Genomic DNA, 14,224 nt, shown 5'->3' with positions numbered 1-14,224 from the left:
GGAGAACCATGACGAATTACACCAATTTCAAGATCGAGACCGACGCTGACGGCATCGCGCTCGTCACCTGGGACATGCCTGAGAAGTCGATGAACGTCTTCACTCAGGAGGTGATGGAAGAGCTCAACGCCATCGTCGACCAGACCACGGCCGACGCAGCGGTCAAGGGCGTCGTCTTTACGTCCGGCAAGTCGAGCTTCTCCGGTGGCGCCGACCTTTCGATGATCAAGTCGATGTTCACCTTCCAGCAGGAAGAAAAGAAGAAGGATCCGGATAACGCCGCCCAGAAGCTCTTCGACCTCGTTGGCCGCATGACCGGGCTCTTCCGCAAGCTCGAAACCTCGGGCAAGCCATGGGTATCGGCGATCAACGGCACCTGCATGGGCGGCGCCTTCGAGCTTTCGCTCGCCTGCCACGGCCGTGTCGCGTCGAATTCCAAATCGGTCAAGATCGCGCTGCCGGAAGTCAAGGTCGGCATTTTCCCGGGCGCCGGCGGCACCCAGCGCGTGCCGCGCCTGACCAATGCGCAGGATGCGCTGCAGATGATGACGACAGGCTCGTCGCTGACGGCAGCCCGCGCCAAGGCGCTTGGCCTTGTGCATGAAGTCGTCGATGCCGACAAGCTGGTCGACGCGGCCAAGGCGATGATCAAGAACGGCCTCAAGCCGGTCCAGCCGTGGGACGAAAAGGGCTACAAGGTTCCGGGCGGCGGCATCTGGACGCCGGCTTCGGCCCAGCTCTGGCCGGCCGCTTCCGGCATCCTGCGCCGCGAGACCTACGGCAACTATCCGGGCGCCGTCGCGATCCTGAAGTGCGTTTATGAAGGCCTGCAGGTACCGTTCGACACGGCGCTCAAGATCGAGCAGCGCTACTTCACCGAGATCCTTCAGACGACCGAAGCCTTCTCGATGATCCGCTCGCTGTTCGTCTCGATGCAGGAACTCGGCAAGGGCGCCCGCCGTCCGGCCGGCGTGCCGAAGTCGGAATTCAAGCATGTCGGCGTCGTCGGCGCCGGCTTCATGGGCGCCTCGATCGCCTATGTGACGGCTGCTGCCGGCATTGCGGTGACGCTGATCGACCGCGACATGGAAGCGGCCGAAAAGGGCAAGGCGCATTCGGAAGGCCTGGTCAAGGATTCGATCGGCAAGGGCCGCCTGACCAAGGAAGAGGGCGAGGCGCTGCTTGCCCGTATCACCCCGTCGGCCGATTACAATGATCTGAAGACCGCCGGCCTCGTCGTCGAAGCGGTGTTCGAGGATCGCCAGGTCAAGAAGGACGTGATCGAGAAGGTGGAAGCGGTGATTGCCGAAGACGCGATCTTTGCCTCCAACACCTCGACGCTGCCGATCACCGGTCTTGCCAAGAACTCCAAGCGCCCGGGCCAGTTTATCGGCGTCCACTTCTTCTCACCGGTCGAGAAGATGATGCTGACGGAAGTGATCCTCGGTAAGGAGAGCGGCGACAGGGCGCTCGCCGTGGCACTCGACTATGTCGCGGCGATCAAGAAGACGCCGATCGTCGTCAACGACACCCGCGGCTTCTACGTCAACCGTTGCGTCTTCCGCTACATCCACGAAGCCTATGACATGCTGATCGAAGGCGTGCCGCCGGCGATGATCGAGAATGCCGCCAAGATGGCCGGCATGCCGGTCGGCCCGCTATCGCTCAACGACGAAGTGGCGATTGACCTCAGCCAGAAGATTCTCAAGGCCACCGTCGCCGATCTCGGCGAAAAGGCCGTCGATCCCAAGCACCTGGCGCTGATCAACAAGCTGGTCGACGAGCTCGATCGTCGCGGCCGCAAGAACGGCAAGGGCTTCTACGAGTACCCGGCAAAGCCCGCCAAGAAGTATCTGTGGCCGGAGCTGAAGACGCTCTATCCGCAGAAGAATGCCGACACGGTCGACGTCGAGGTGCTGAAGCAACGGTTCCTGGCGACGATCGCGCTCGAAGCGGCCCGCACCATGGAAGAAGGCATCGTCACCGATCCGCGCGAAGCAGACGTCGGCTCGATCCTCGGCTTCGGCTTTGCGCCCTATACCGGCGGCACGCTCTCCTACATCGACGGCATGGGCGTAAAGGCCTTCGTCACGATGTGCGAGACGCTCGCCAAGGACTATGGCGACCACTTCAAGCCGACGGCACTCCTCAAGGAAATGGCCGAACGCGGCGAGACCTTCTACGGCCGCTTCGACCCCTATGGCGAGAAGAAGCAGGCGGCGTAAGGTTCGCTGAATAGCATTGGAAGCAGGCCCGCTCGAGGGCCTGTTTTCGTTTGAGCACGGCCTGCTCGAGGCCCTTGCCGGCTTAGCGCCCACCCGGCCGCCATCACTCTGTTACGGTTGTGATGCTAGGCCTGCGCGGATTGAACCACACTCCATGACGAAGCCATGACCAAAGCCGCCCTCCGCCCCGCCGTCCCCGGCGACGAACCCTATCTGCACTGGCTGGAAGAAGCCTGCATGCGCAACTATGCGATCGCGCTTTGGGGCAGCTGGCGGCCTCGGCTGGCGGATGCACTCATCCTCGGCGAGTATCGCATCATCGCCGTGGGGCACGAGGATGTCGGCTGCGTATCGGTCACGCGGCGCGAGGACCATTTCTGGGTGAACAAACTTTACGTCGCGCCCGGTCACCAGAAGTGCGGCTACGGTGCGATCGCGCTTCGCCAAGTGCTCGGTGAAGCAAGGGCGATCGGCCTGCCCGTGCAGCTCAGCGTGCTGACGACCAATCCGGCGGTGGCGTTCTACCGCCGCGAAGGTCTTGTGATCTATGAAGAAACTCCCGAGCGACGTTTCATGACGTCCGGCGTGCGTTAAGCTTATCAGCATCTTCTGATTGACGCTCTTCGCGCGCAGGCGCATCCTCCGCGAGGTCAGAGGGGGACACGCCATGAGCGAGCCTGATCTCTATCTTCTTGGGCGCGCCGGGCCCGAAGAAGAACGCCTGAAACGACAGATTGCCAATCTCGCCCCTGATTCCGACCAGCAGCTCGAACGGGTCGGAATCCGGCCGGGCGAACGCGTCGTCGATCTTGGCTGCGGCCCCGGTGGGGTTCTGCACCTACTTGGCAAACGCGTCGGGCCGAACGGATCGGTGCTCGGCATCGAACGCGATCCGAATTTTGTCGAACTCGCCCGCCGTTTCGTTGCCGGCCATGCGCTCCCCCAGGTGGATGTGCGCGAGGGCGATGCCTATGCGACAGGCCTGCCGCGCCGTTCCTTCGACGGCGCTCATATGCGGCTGGTGCTCGTCAACGTGCCGCGGCCAGAGCTGATCGTGCTCGAAATGGTGTCATTGGTACGGCCGGGTGGCTGGATCGCGAGCTTCGAGGCCGATTTCCTCGGACATATCTGCGATCCGCCGCTTGCCGCCTGGGACCGGCTGCTTGCCGCCTATGTCGCCTATTCCGCCGCCAGAGGCATCGACCTCAATATCGGTCGCCGGCTGCATCGTCTGTTCCGGAACGCCGGTATCGAGGCGATATCCGTCGACGCGGTCGAGCATGTCTATCCGCCGGGTCACGACCGCCGGCCGATCCTTCGGGATTTCATCGACAATGTCCGCGGCGGGCTTGTCGCCGAAGGCTTCATCGGCCAGGCCGAGCTCGATGCCGATCTGGAAGCACTCGACCAGCATCTTGCCGACCCAAACGTGCTCGTGACCTCACACATGTTCTTCCGGCTGACCGGCCGTGTTCCCGAGGCGCTCGTCATCAAAGCATGACGACGGTTTCCATCCGTCCCGTATCTCTAAGCGGCGGCACCGGCGCGCCGATGCGCCAGTCGTTCGCCGACGATGATCAGCAGGCCAGCCGCAAAGATCAGCCCGGCGCCGGCAAAGACGTTCATGGCCGGAACGTCGCCCCAGATCAGGAAGCCGAGTCCGAAGGCCCAGACGAGCGAGGTATATTCGAACGGCGCGATCACCGAGATCGGTGCCCGGCGCATACCCTCGAACAACGCGTACTGGGCGATGCCGGCGATGACGCCGGTTCCGGCCATCAGCGCGACGTCGAAGAGCGCAGGCGGCGTCCAGAAAAAGCCGACGGCAAGCCCGGTCATGCCGATGAAAAAGACGTTGGAGATCGTCATCTGCACCAGGGTCGTTTCCTGAAGTGCCGTCTTGCGCAGCATGACCGTGCCGATCGCCCAGAAGACGGCGGCGATAAGCGCCAGGAACACCGGCAGCGACAGTTTCATGCCGGTGCCGAGCGGATCGCAGGCGATGAGCACGCCGACGAAACCGATGAACACGGCGAACCAGCGGATCGGCGGAACGTCCTCCTTCAGGATCGGTACAGCAAGCAGCGTCACGATGATCGGCGCGGCGTAGTAAAGGGTGGTCATCTCCGCCAGGCCGAGGTCGCGCGCCGCGTTGAAATAGGAAAGCCAGGCAGCGAGCAGCAAAAGATTGCGCACGAAGAGCGGTTTGATCACCGGCGACGAGATGGCGCTGCGCACCAGCTTGCCGCGACCGATCACAAGGCAGAGCAGGAGAATGGTGATGCTGCGGGTAAACAGGATCTGCCAGACCGAGTAGCCGACGACCAGCCATTTGACCGACGCATCCTGCAGCGAAAACAGGAAATAGGAAAACGTCGTCATGACGATGCCTGACAGGACGGTCTTGTTCATGGGAGCCTCGATCACGCCGGCGGGAGGAGAAGCGGCGGAGCCCGTCTGATAGCGCGGCCGCAACGGGCGCGGAAGGGGCATGTCGGGGCGGCGCTGTGGCGATTTCTTGGGGTGGCTTGCACCACGGATCGGACAGCAAGCTTGATGGAGATCAAGAACCGGCGCTTGCGCCGCTGCTAGAAGGCAGCGATAACGACCATGAAACTCGGGTCCCAACGACATGCAGCCGCTCGCCTTTGCCCTTGCCGCCCTCGTCCTGCTCGCGACGCCCGGTCCGACGAACACGCTGCTTTGGCTCTCCGGCGCATCGGCCGGGTTTCGCCGGTCGCTGCCGCTTTTGAACGGCGAGCTCGGCGGCTATCTCGCGGTGATCATTCCCGCCGTCGCGTTGCTCGCACCGTTCCTTGCCGCCCATCCGAACCTCGGCCTGGCGCTGAGGCTCATTGCCGCCTGCTGGGTTCTCTACCTCGCCTATGCGCTCTGGACGACCGATGCCGAGCGCAGCGAAGGTGTCGTCATCTCCATCCGACAAGTCTTCGTCACGACGCTGCTCAATCCGAAAGCCCTGATCGTCGCCCTGGTGCTGTTGCCGCAGACAGGACTGGCAGCCGTCTGGCCCTGGATCGCCGGCTTCTCCCTGCTGGTCATCGCCGCCGGGTCGGCCTGGATCGGGGCCGGCGCCCTGCTGGTGCAGATGTCCAAGGGTCTTTCGGCTTCGCACCTGCCGCGCCGGATCGCCGCCGTCTGCCTCACGCTCTTCTCCGTCGGCATCGCCGGCAGCGCGATTGCCGCCATGCACTAGAAAAATCCCGGAGGACCAGCACGTGTCCTCCGGGATATTGATCGCTATGCGCGCTATGCGCGGCCAAACGTTGTGCCTCAGGCAGCAACCGCCTCGCCGAGTTCCTTGGCCAACGCCCCCATCAACTCTTCCCAGCCTCCGCGGCGGTACTCGAGCTTGTCGAGCCCGTCGAGGAAGGCCACCTGTTCGGTAAAGACGAGGCGCGTGCCGGTGCCCGCAGGCTGGATATCGACCGTGGCGACGGAGGCAGAAATCCGCCTGTCGTTCTGCGTCATCGTATAGGCAAAGATGATCCTGCGGTTCTCGACGATATCGAGATAGACGGTATCGTCGTAATAGGTCGTCCCGTCGTCCACGCTGAAGCGACCGCTTTCGCGGCCGCCGACGCGGAAGTCGTGGGTGATCTGCGCCCCGGCTTCGACGTTGACGAACCAGCGCTCCTTTGCGGCTGGCTCCGAGAACGCCCTGAACACCTCAACCGGTGTCGCCTTGAAGCTGCGTTCAATGGTGAAGCTCGAATGTTCCACGGATCTGTCGGTCATGTCCTGCCTCCTCTGGGTCGGAAACCGGTAACTTATACGCAACTGGTTTCTATTATGAACTGCTATAATTTCGAAATCAGTTGAACGTTAGTGTCAGTGATGCGATAATGCAAGCGGTTTTAAAGAGGTGCCAATGAAGGACGACATGCGCTCGGGTTGCCCGATCAATCTTTCGCTCGAAGTGTTCGGCGACAAATGGAGCCTGCTGATCATTCGCGACATGATCTTCGGCGGCAAACGGCACTTCCGGGAGCTGCTGCGATCGCAGGAGGGCATCTCCTCGAACATCCTGGCGGACCGGCTGAAGATGCTGGTCGAACAGGGAATGCTGACGAAGCGTGACGACCCCACGCACAAGCAGAAGGCGATCTATAGCCTGACGGAAATGACGATTGCGCTTGTGCCGATCATGGCCCAGCTCGGTGCCTGGGGACGGCGCTACCTGCCGGTCAGCGAAGAGCTCAGCATTCGCGCCGAACTCATGGAGAACGGCGGCCCGGCGCTCTGGGATCGCTTCATGGACGAGCTGCGGCACGACCATCTGGGGATGCCGCTCGATGGCCCGCCGCGGGTGCGCGCCACGCTCCAGGCCGCCTATGAAGAGGTGGTCGCCAGGAAGGCGCAGGAAAAGGCGACGGCCTGACCTTCGCCCGGCGGCCGGTTCAGAGCCCGATCGCCGAGAGCATGACGAAGGTGGCAAACAGCACGAAATGCGTCATGCCCTCGATGGCGTTGGTCTGACCGTCATTGAGGTTGATCGCGGCAACGATCAGCGTGATCGTCACCATCACCGTCTGCACCGGCGACATCGCCATCAGGAACGGCTGGCCGGTATAGAGCGCGATCGCCTCCATCACCGGCACCGTCAGGATGACGGTCGAAAGCGAAGCGCCGAGCGCGATATTGACGACCGCCTGCATGCGATTTGCGAGAGCGGCGCGCATGGCGGTCATGATCTCCGGAGAGGCGGAAATCGCCGCGACGACGATGGCCGTGACAGCTGGCGGTGCACCGCTCCCTTTCAAGCCCGATGTCAGCAGCGACGACATCACTTCCGCCAGCACACCAATCAGCACGATGCCGAGGATCAGGATCACGATCGACGGCAACACCGGCTGGTCGGGGCCGCCCTCTCTCGCGCTCCCCTCGCCCTTCGCCTTCGGATAGCTGTAGCTGAAGAAGTAGCTGTGCACGCCCACCTGCATGCGCAGGAACAGGGCGTAGAGCGTGATCATCGCGCCGATGGTGAAGGCCGAGTAGAGATGCCATTTCGCCGCCGGCACGAATTCCGGCACGATCATAGAAATCCCCATCGCCGTCAGGATCATCACGCTGTAGGTGCGGGCGGAATCGTCATTATAGGGCTGTTCGCCGTGCTTCAGACCTCCGAGAAGGGCTGCGAGGCCCAGGATGCCGTTGATGTCGAGCATGACGGCCGCATAGATCGTGTCGCGCACCAGCGTCGGCGAGGTCTCGCTGGTCATCATGATCGCCAGCACGACGACTTCGACGAGCACCGCCGACAGCGTGAGGATCATCGTGCCATAGGGATCGCCGACCTTGGATGCCAGAACCTCGGCGTGATGCGACACCCGCAGCGAAGCAAGCACGATCGCAACCACCAGACCGGCGGCACCGAGAAGCGTTGCGAGGCGCCCCATCTCAAGCAGGCGATCTTCGAGCGCAAGCCCGGCGACCGCGGCAAGCATGGCGACGATCAGCAGGCGTTCCGCTTTCATGCGCATCAACAAAACGCCCTCCACCGAAAGCCTGTCCTGCCCATCACCGGAACTATAGGGGCCGCGTCCCGCAAAGCAAATGACGGAAAGAGGACTATTTTCCTCCCGATTCTTTACCGCCCTGCAGCGTTTCGGTAGTGTGGCCGGGAACCAAAGCAGCAAGTGGCCGCCTGCCCGGCCTGGATCTCTCGTCATGTTGTCTCACGGCACGATCTGGCACGCTATCGACACCCTGGCCGAGCGCCACCAGCTCTCGCCGTCCGGCCTCGCGCGCCGTGCCGGCCTCGACCCGACCTCCTTCAACAAATCCAAACGTCGCTCCGCCGACGGGCGCGAGCGCTGGCCCTCGACAGAATCGATCGCCAAGGTGCTGGGGGCGACGGGCGCCACCATGGACCAGTTCACCAGCCTACTGCAGCCGGAGGGGGTCCCAGCGCCTTCCGAGCCGGTGGCCGCTGCCACGATCCCGCTGATCGGTTTTGCCCAGGCGGGTGCCGGCGGCTACTTCGACGATGGCGGCTTTCCCGCCGGTCAGGGCTGGGACGTCATCGACTTTCCGACGGATGCGGAAAAGCGCAGCGGCACCTATGCGCTCGGGGTCCAGGGAGACAGCATGCTGCCGCTCTACCGCGACGGCGACATCCTGATCGTCGACCCCGGCGCGCCGATCCGGCGTGGCGATCGGGTTGTGGTGAAGACGCAGGAGGGCGAGGTCATGGCAAAGGTGCTCACGCGCCAGACGCCGCGTGTGATCGAACTTCTGTCGCTCAATCCCGAGCATCCGAACCGGAGCTTCGAGACCAGCCAGATCGAATGGATCGCCCGAATTATCTGGGCCAGCCAATAGGACGTCCTTCCTGATGCGGCAGCATTTCTACACCCTTGCCGGCGGCATCGCCGCAATCGCCCTTTTCACCGGCATCCTCTATGCGGGCGCTGTTGCCATCCGCGACCGTGAGACCGCCGCCACACCGGAACTCGTTCTCGAAACGCCCGACATGACAGATTTCGAGGCGACGCCGGATCAGGCCGACGACGAGGTCCCGCTCGACCCCGGCGGCGCGGCGACGACCAGCGAACAATCGCCCACGACGGAAAATGCGGCGCGCGCCATCGAGCCACAGCAGTTCGGCCTGCCCGATACGGTCACCAGTGCGCCGCTCGAACGGGTGGAACCGCGCGCGCCGTTGTCGGAACCGAAGAAGGAAGCGAAGGCCGCCGGGCCGACCGTACTCTATCGCCCGGTCGCGGTCGCCGCCGGTGTGATCCAGTTCGACAAGCTGACGCTGCAGATCGACGGCATCGAGCCGGAACAAGCGGAGCGGACCTGCGAAAGCGCCGGCAAGAGCTGGCCCTGCGGCATCGTCGCGCGAACCGCCTTCAGAAACTTCCTGCGCGCACGTGCGGTCAGCTGCGATCTGCCCGAAGGAGATTCCGGCCCTTCGGCCACCGCCTCCTGCACGCTTGGCGGACAGGATCTTGCCACCTGGCTCGTCGACAATGGCTGGGCAACGCCGGTTCCCGGCTCGACCCTCGAAAAACGCGCCGACGCAGCACGCCAGGCGAAGCTCGGTTTTTACGGTGACGATCCGCGCGACCTCAGCCACACGCCGATGACATTCGACGATCCGACCCTCGGCATCGGAGTGGACGCCTCGCAGCCGGACTTGTAAATAGCCGCGACAATTCCCAGCTCTCGACCGTCTGCCGAAAGCGGCAGACGGCTCAACTCTTTGAAACGACGCAATTCCGGATCAGGAACCGTCCCATCCCTGGAATCGCTCTACCGCCGGAAAGCCCATGCAACCAAGCCTCAGCCACCACGAAGCTCTCATCTATGTCATGGTGATGATGTCGGCGGTCGACCGCGAGATGAGCGACGACGAGTTTGCCCGCATCGGCCGGCTGGTTCAGTTCCTGCCCGTGTTCGACGGCTTCGACGAGGACAGCCTCGTCCATATCGGCCATGAATGCTCGGCGCAGCTGGCGGCGCCCGAGGGGCTCGACATCATGCTCGAGATCGTGCGCGAAGCGCTGCCGGAAAAGTTCCACGAGACGGCCTATGCGCTCGCCGTGGAGATCGCGGCCGCCGACCAGCGCATCCGCAACGAAGAAATCCGCCTGCTGCAGTTGCTGCGCGACCGGCTTGGCCTCGACAAGCTGACCTGCGCCGCTATCGAGCGCGGCGCGCTCGCCCGCTTCCGCCGATAGGCCGGCCGGTGATCACGCCGAGAAATCCTGGCGCCTAGTAGATTCCGTTCGGGAAGTAGCGCAGGTAGATTTCCTCCAAGCGGCCGCTGCGCGACAGCGCCAGCAGCGCGTGATCGATCGCCTGGGTCAGGGCGGGCTCGGACTTGCGGTTCATGATCGTCAGGCCTTCACCGAGGAAGCGCTGCGAGAAGTAGGCGCCATCGACAAGCGTGCAGCAGCCGCCAGCAGCGCTACCCGAGATCCAGAAGGACAGCTGCATGCCGTCGGAAAACACCGCCGGCAGATCGCCCTTCTGCAGAGCCGTCAGCATGGCCTCGCGGTCGGGATAGACCTTGGCCTCGATCTTCGGGAAAAACGCCTTGAACATCGCCTCATGCGTGGTTCCGGCGACGACACCGACCGGCTTCCCCTTGAGATCGCTCGGTGCCGAGACTGCGCCCGCCGCCTTGGTGTTGACGGCGAAGCGCGCCGGAAGCCGCATGAAGGCGCGGGAAAAGCCGAAGCGTTGGCGCAGTTCCGGACCGACGGCGATACCGGCGGCCACCGCCTCGCCCTGCCCCTCTTCCAGTGCCGGCAGCAGCTCCGCATAGGTCACGGCCTGGATCTGGCATTTGGCTTCGATGTCGAGCTCGCGGCAGATCTCGCGCACGAGATCGACATGAAATCCCGAAAGCTTGCCGGACTGGTCGATGAAGTTGAACGGCGGAAAATCCACCGTCGTCAAGAAACGCAGGCGCGCCAGGCCCGTGAGATCGGGCTTGGCGATGCGTTCGCGCGCGTCGAACAGCAGCGGCAGATCCTTGGCCTCGGCCGCAAGCGGCGTCGCGATCAAGCATGCGCAAAGGGCGAAAAGGGAAAGAACTTTCATGGGCAGCGGCCGGCACGTCTCATGTGGCAGGGGCGGCCCTTGGAACCGCGGTGATTCATCGAGCGGTAAAGTAACCGGCCGCAGCGCAGCTGACCATAGGCCGCCACGAGAACGCGGTTACACAAGGAACGGGACGAGAAAGAATGGAGCGGGTGATCGGGATCGAACCGACGACATCCAGCTTGGGAAGCTGGCGTTCTACCGCTGAACTACACCCGCGGTGCCTGCGAAATTTCCCGAACCGGGGCGATCTGTCAAGCACCCTTGCGCGGGATCGCGTAAGGGTGCTGCGAAATCCCCTACTCGGCGCGGAAATGCTTCGAGAGCTTCAGGCCCTGCGCCTGGTAGTTGGAGCCGACGCCGAGGCCATAGAGACCATCCGGCCGTTCCAGCATGTGTTCGTAGATCAGGCGGCCGACGATCTGGCCGTGTTCGAGGATGAACGGCACCTCGTGGCTGCGCACTTCGAGCACGGCCCGGCTGCCCGTGCCGCCGGCCGAGGCATGGCCGAAGCCCGGATCGAAGAAGCCGGCATAATGCACGCGAAACTCGCCGACCAGCGGATCGAACGGCGTCATCTCGGCCGCATAAAGCGGTGGAACATGCACCGCCTCGCGCGAGACGAGAATGTAGAACTCATCCGGATCGAGGATCAGTTCGTCGCGGCCGCGGCTGTAGAGTGGCTCCCAGAAATCGAAGATCGCGTGCTGCGCTTTCTTGTCGACGTCGATGACGGCGGTGTGATGCTTGCCGCGATAGCCGATCAGGCCTTCGGGCCCGGTGCCCTTCAGATCGATCGACAGCGCGATGCCGCCGCCGCTGACGTTCGGCTTGTCGCTCGCCACCAGCACGTCGCTCTCGTGCAGCGCCTGCAGTTCCTGCTCCGACAGGATAGACTGGCCCATGCGGAAGCGGATCTGCGACAGGCGCGAGCCGCGGCGCACGACGATCGGGAAGGTGCGCGGGCTGATTTCGAGATAGAGCGGACCGCTGTAGCCGGTCGGGATCTTGTCGAATTCCTGGGCGCGATCGGTGATGACGCGGGTGAAGATGTCGAGGCGACCGGTCGAGCTTTTCGGGTTGGCCGAGGCCGACATGCCCTCAGGCAGTTCCAGGCTTTCCATCAGCGGCACGATGTAGACGCAGCCCGTTTCCAGCACCGCGCCATCGGTCAGATCGACGACGTGCAGCTTCAGCCGGTCGAGCTTGTCGGCAACGAGGTGAGACGGGCCTGGCATGAAGCTTGCGCGGACGCGGAAAGCCTTCGAGCCTAGGCGCAGGTCGAGGCTTGCCGGCTGGATCTGATCGTCATCCAGCGGCTTCTCGCTTTTGAGGCGTCCCGATTCTAACAGCGCGGCGATCGCGCGATCGGCCAAAATCCCAGTGTCGCGGCCCATTGCAGTCCTCTTTTCAGTTGCGAGACAAAACCAAACTCCGGGAATTGACGCAAGCGTACCCTGGCAGTATTGAAGCTTTATCCCGTGGTGATTTGGCCGGTCGGCTTGCAGCCACGTTAAACAAGTAGCTAAAAAGGCCGGGTGTCAAACCGGCCCTTCACGCGGCCGGTTTTTTTGTTTTTGAAAGTGACCGTCACATGAGCAAAAACTGGCGCCCCGCAACGCAACTGGTCCATGGCGGGACCACCCGTTCCCAGCACGGAGAGACCTCCGAGGCGATCTTCCTTACCCAGGGCTTTGTCTACGAGACGTCGGAAGCTGCGGAAGCTCGTTTCAAGGGCGAGACCGAAGGCTTCATCTACGCCCGCTACGGTAGCCCGACCAACGACATGTTTGAAAAGCGCATGTGCATGCTGGAAGGCGCCGAGGATGCGCGCGCCACGGCATCGGGCATGGCTGCCGTCACCGCCGCCATTCTCTGCCAGCTGAAGGCCGGCGACCACATCGTCGCCGCCCGCGCCCTCTTCGGCTCCTGCCGCTGGGTGGTCGAGACGCTGGCGCCGAAATACGGCATCGAGTGCACGCTGGTCGACGGACGCGACCTCGCCAACTGGGAAAAGGCGATCCAGAAGAACACCAAGGTCTTCTTCCTCGAAAGCCCGACCAACCCGACGCTCGAAGTCATCGACATTGCCGGTGTTGCCAAGCTCGCCAACCAGATCGGCGCCAAGGTCGTCGTCGATAACGTCTTTGCGACGCCGCTCTTCCAGAAGCCGCTGGAACTCGGCGCCCATATCGTCGTCTATTCCGCCACCAAGCATATCGACGGTCAGGGCCGTTGCCTCGGCGGTGTCGTGCTTTCCGACAAGGAATGGATCAACGAGCACCTGCACGACTACTTCCGCCACACCGGCCCGGCGATGTCGCCGTTCAACGCCTGGACGCTGCTGAAAGGTATCGAGACGCTGCCGTTGCGCGTGCGTCAGCAGACGGAAACGGCCCGCCGCGTGGCCGACTTCCTGGCAGAACAGCCGCAGGTCGCCAAGGTGATCTATCCGGGCCGCAAGGATCATCCGCAGGCCGACATCATCGCCAAGCAGATGACCGGCGGATCGACGCTCGTCGCCTTCGAACTGAAGGGCGGCAAGGATGCAGCCTTCGCGCTGCAGAATGCGCTGGAGATCGTGCGCATCTCCAACAACCTCGGCGACAGCAAGAGCCTGATCACCCATCCGGGAACGACCACGCACAAGAACCTGACCGACGAGGCCCGCGAAGAGCTCGGCATTTCCGCTGGAACCGTGCGCTTCTCGGCCGGTATCGAGGACAGCGACGATGTGGTGGAAGATTTCGCCCGCGCGCTGAAGGCCGTGAAGGCCTGATTTTACGAAGACACGGCCGCCGTGATCAACGGCGGCCGACGCCCCTTGCCGGCCGTCACGAGATGGTTTCCGGCTGCGGGGCGCCAAGGCGCACGTTTCACCCGCTCGATCGCGTCAGCACGGCCATCCGTCCCATCATGGGATCGCACAATCTTGCCGTTATTCTTGACGAAACCATCTTGCTGTAGAATACCCTGAAAGACCTGAAGCAAGGTGATGCCCATGTATCGCGCTTTGACCCGCGACATAGAAGTTACGGTGGAGCCGTACTATCTCGAAGAGCAGTCGGATCCCGATGACGGCCGCTATGTCTGGGGCTATCGCATCGTCATCTCAAACCACTCGGACGCGTCGGTGCGGTTGATGACGCGCTACTGGCACATTACCGATGAGAACGGGCAAGTCGACGAGGTCAGCGGTCCGGGCGTCATCGGCGAGCAGCCGCTGCTCAATCCCGGCGATACCTATGAGTATTCGTCCGGATGCCCTCTGGATACGCCCTCAGGCGTCATGTTCGGCCACTACAGCATGGAATCGGAAGGCGGAGAGACCTTCAACGTTGCCATCCCCGCCTTCTCGCTCGATTCACCCGGGCTCGTGCGCACCCTGAACTGAAGCGCGTCCTTCGGACTAGCGTCGCTCTAAA

Annotated in this window: 16 protein-coding genes, 1 tRNA gene and 1 riboswitch; of the genes, 10 read left to right on the top strand and 7 right to left on the bottom strand. The window is 63.1% G+C overall.

All coding sequences use genetic code 11. The features are described from left to right. Positions 1–8 precede the first annotated feature (8 nt). From IB262_RS09625 to IB262_RS09615, 3 genes are all read left to right on the top strand, one after another. Positions 9–2,225, top strand: a complete 2,217-nt coding sequence (locus tag IB262_RS09625) for an FAD-dependent oxidoreductase (protein ID WP_112974847.1) — start codon at positions 9–11, stop codon at positions 2,223–2,225. A gap of 165 nt (positions 2,226–2,390) precedes the next feature. Next, on the top strand, positions 2,391–2,819 hold the full coding sequence (locus IB262_RS09620) for a GNAT family N-acetyltransferase (RefSeq protein ID WP_112974846.1): 429 nt from the start codon (positions 2,391–2,393) through the stop codon (positions 2,817–2,819). Positions 2,820–2,892: 73 nt separating this feature from the next. Continuing rightward, the gene (locus tag IB262_RS09615; RefSeq protein ID WP_034797138.1) at positions 2,893–3,726 is read left to right on the top strand and encodes a methyltransferase domain-containing protein; all 834 of its coding nucleotides are present in this window, start codon (positions 2,893–2,895) and stop codon (positions 3,724–3,726) included. Positions 3,727–3,752: 26 nt separating this feature from the next. On the opposite strand, the gene IB262_RS09610 is transcribed toward IB262_RS09615, so the two are convergent. Beyond that, the gene (locus IB262_RS09610; RefSeq protein ID WP_034797139.1) at positions 3,753–4,637 is read right to left on the bottom strand and encodes a DMT family transporter; all 885 of its coding nucleotides are present in this window, start codon (positions 4,635–4,637) and stop codon (positions 3,753–3,755) included. A 220-nt stretch (positions 4,638–4,857) separates the two neighbouring features. On the opposite strand from IB262_RS09610, the gene IB262_RS09605 reads away from it, so the two are divergent. Further along, positions 4,858–5,439 carry a threonine transporter RhtB gene (locus IB262_RS09605; RefSeq protein ID WP_112974845.1) on the top strand — a complete coding sequence of 194 codons (582 nt, stop codon included), beginning with the start codon at positions 4,858–4,860 and terminating at the stop codon, positions 5,437–5,439. Positions 5,440–5,516: 77 nt separating this feature from the next. Here the strand turns inward: IB262_RS09605 and IB262_RS09600 are convergent, their stop codons facing one another. Continuing rightward, positions 5,517–5,981: an SRPBCC family protein gene (locus IB262_RS09600; protein WP_034797141.1), complete on the bottom strand. Its 465-nt coding sequence runs from the start codon at positions 5,979–5,981 to the stop codon at positions 5,517–5,519. Positions 5,982–6,114: 133 nt separating this feature from the next. Here IB262_RS09600 and IB262_RS09595 point away from each other — a divergent pair, with 133 nt between their 5' ends. Beyond that, positions 6,115–6,624, top strand: coding sequence for a helix-turn-helix domain-containing protein (locus IB262_RS09595; RefSeq protein WP_060581860.1), 510 nt, complete (start codon positions 6,115–6,117; stop codon positions 6,622–6,624). Between the two features lie 19 nt (positions 6,625–6,643). Here the strand turns inward: IB262_RS09595 and IB262_RS09590 are convergent, their stop codons facing one another. Beyond that, complete coding sequence (locus IB262_RS09590) at positions 6,644–7,726, bottom strand: calcium:proton antiporter (RefSeq protein ID WP_034797145.1); 1,083 nt, start codon at positions 7,724–7,726, stop codon at positions 6,644–6,646. 187 nt (positions 7,727–7,913) lie between these two features. Here IB262_RS09590 and IB262_RS09585 point away from each other — a divergent pair, with 187 nt between their 5' ends. From IB262_RS09585 to IB262_RS09575, 3 genes are all read left to right on the top strand, one after another. Further along, a complete protein-coding gene (locus IB262_RS09585) occupies positions 7,914–8,567 on the top strand; it encodes a helix-turn-helix transcriptional regulator (protein WP_060581859.1) in 654 nt (217 codons plus the stop codon). A 13-nt stretch (positions 8,568–8,580) separates the two neighbouring features. Continuing rightward, complete coding sequence (locus IB262_RS09580) at positions 8,581–9,393, top strand: thermonuclease family protein (RefSeq protein WP_034797148.1); 813 nt, start codon at positions 8,581–8,583, stop codon at positions 9,391–9,393. Between the two features lie 127 nt (positions 9,394–9,520). Next, entirely contained in the window at positions 9,521–9,931 is a 411-nt protein-coding gene (locus tag IB262_RS09575) for a tellurite resistance TerB family protein (protein ID WP_034797150.1), read from the top strand. A 34-nt stretch (positions 9,932–9,965) separates the two neighbouring features. Here IB262_RS09575 and IB262_RS09570 read toward each other — a convergent pair whose 3' ends face one another. From IB262_RS09570 to IB262_RS09560, 3 genes are all read right to left on the bottom strand, one after another. Continuing rightward, positions 9,966–10,799 carry a transporter substrate-binding domain-containing protein gene (locus IB262_RS09570; RefSeq protein ID WP_112974844.1) on the bottom strand — a complete coding sequence of 278 codons (834 nt, stop codon included), beginning with the start codon at positions 10,797–10,799 and terminating at the stop codon, positions 9,966–9,968. A 144-nt stretch (positions 10,800–10,943) separates the two neighbouring features. Then, a tRNA-Gly gene (locus IB262_RS09565) sits at positions 10,944–11,018 on the bottom strand. An 80-nt stretch (positions 11,019–11,098) separates the two neighbouring features. Then, complete coding sequence (locus IB262_RS09560) at positions 11,099–12,196, bottom strand: 2'-deoxycytidine 5'-triphosphate deaminase (RefSeq protein WP_034797155.1); 1,098 nt, start codon at positions 12,194–12,196, stop codon at positions 11,099–11,101. 74 nt (positions 12,197–12,270) lie between these two features. Then, positions 12,271–12,349: riboswitch (SAM riboswitch) on the top strand. 44 nt (positions 12,350–12,393) lie between these two features. Between IB262_RS09560 and IB262_RS09555 the strand changes: the two genes are divergently transcribed. Continuing rightward, positions 12,394–13,578, top strand: coding sequence for an O-succinylhomoserine sulfhydrylase (locus tag IB262_RS09555; RefSeq protein WP_034797156.1), 1,185 nt, complete (start codon positions 12,394–12,396; stop codon positions 13,576–13,578). Positions 13,579–13,580: 2 nt separating this feature from the next. On the opposite strand, the gene IB262_RS09550 is transcribed toward IB262_RS09555, so the two are convergent. Further along, entirely contained in the window at positions 13,581–13,802 is a 222-nt protein-coding gene (locus IB262_RS09550; RefSeq protein WP_112770587.1) for a hypothetical protein, read from the bottom strand. Here IB262_RS09550 and apaG point away from each other — a divergent pair. After that, entirely contained in the window at positions 13,801–14,193 is a 393-nt protein-coding gene (apaG, locus tag IB262_RS09545) for a Co2+/Mg2+ efflux protein ApaG (RefSeq protein ID WP_034797159.1), read from the top strand. The genes IB262_RS09550 and apaG overlap by 2 nt on opposite strands. Positions 14,194–14,224 lie beyond the last annotated feature (31 nt).

Source organism: Ensifer sp. ENS02 (assembly GCF_014851885.1).
Classification (GTDB): domain Bacteria; phylum Pseudomonadota; class Alphaproteobacteria; order Rhizobiales; family Rhizobiaceae; genus Ensifer; species Ensifer adhaerens.
Note: the sequence above shows the minus strand (reverse complement) of the source record. Positions and strands in the feature narration are given on the sequence as shown.

What these genes read in the sequence shown, in the direction of transcription:
- IB262_RS09625 (WP_112974847.1), top strand. Translation starts at nt 9, where the DNA reads ATGACGAATTACACCAATTTCAAGATCGAGACCGACGCTGACGGCATC.
- IB262_RS09620 (WP_112974846.1), top strand. Translation starts at nt 2,391, where the DNA reads ATGACCAAAGCCGCCCTCCGCCCCGCCGTCCCCGGCGACGAACCCTAT.
- IB262_RS09615 (WP_034797138.1), top strand. Translation starts at nt 2,893, where the DNA reads ATGAGCGAGCCTGATCTCTATCTTCTTGGGCGCGCCGGGCCCGAAGAA.
- IB262_RS09610 (WP_034797139.1), bottom strand. Translation starts at nt 4,637, where the DNA reads ATGAACAAGACCGTCCTGTCAGGCATCGTCATGACGACGTTTTCCTAT.
- IB262_RS09605 (WP_112974845.1), top strand. Translation starts at nt 4,858, where the DNA reads ATGCAGCCGCTCGCCTTTGCCCTTGCCGCCCTCGTCCTGCTCGCGACG.
- IB262_RS09600 (WP_034797141.1), bottom strand. Translation starts at nt 5,981, where the DNA reads ATGACCGACAGATCCGTGGAACATTCGAGCTTCACCATTGAACGCAGC.
- IB262_RS09595 (WP_060581860.1), top strand. Translation starts at nt 6,115, where the DNA reads ATGAAGGACGACATGCGCTCGGGTTGCCCGATCAATCTTTCGCTCGAA.
- IB262_RS09590 (WP_034797145.1), bottom strand. Translation starts at nt 7,726, where the DNA reads ATGCGCATGAAAGCGGAACGCCTGCTGATCGTCGCCATGCTTGCCGCG.
- IB262_RS09585 (WP_060581859.1), top strand. Translation starts at nt 7,914, where the DNA reads ATGTTGTCTCACGGCACGATCTGGCACGCTATCGACACCCTGGCCGAG.
- IB262_RS09580 (WP_034797148.1), top strand. Translation starts at nt 8,581, where the DNA reads ATGCGGCAGCATTTCTACACCCTTGCCGGCGGCATCGCCGCAATCGCC.
- IB262_RS09575 (WP_034797150.1), top strand. Translation starts at nt 9,521, where the DNA reads ATGCAACCAAGCCTCAGCCACCACGAAGCTCTCATCTATGTCATGGTG.
- IB262_RS09570 (WP_112974844.1), bottom strand. Translation starts at nt 10,799, where the DNA reads ATGAAAGTTCTTTCCCTTTTCGCCCTTTGCGCATGCTTGATCGCGACG.
- IB262_RS09560 (WP_034797155.1), bottom strand. Translation starts at nt 12,196, where the DNA reads ATGGGCCGCGACACTGGGATTTTGGCCGATCGCGCGATCGCCGCGCTG.
- IB262_RS09555 (WP_034797156.1), top strand. Translation starts at nt 12,394, where the DNA reads ATGAGCAAAAACTGGCGCCCCGCAACGCAACTGGTCCATGGCGGGACC.
- apaG (WP_034797159.1), top strand. Translation starts at nt 13,801, where the DNA reads ATGTATCGCGCTTTGACCCGCGACATAGAAGTTACGGTGGAGCCGTAC.
- IB262_RS09550 (WP_112770587.1), bottom strand. Translation starts at nt 13,802, where the DNA reads ATGGGCATCACCTTGCTTCAGGTCTTTCAGGGTATTCTACAGCAAGAT.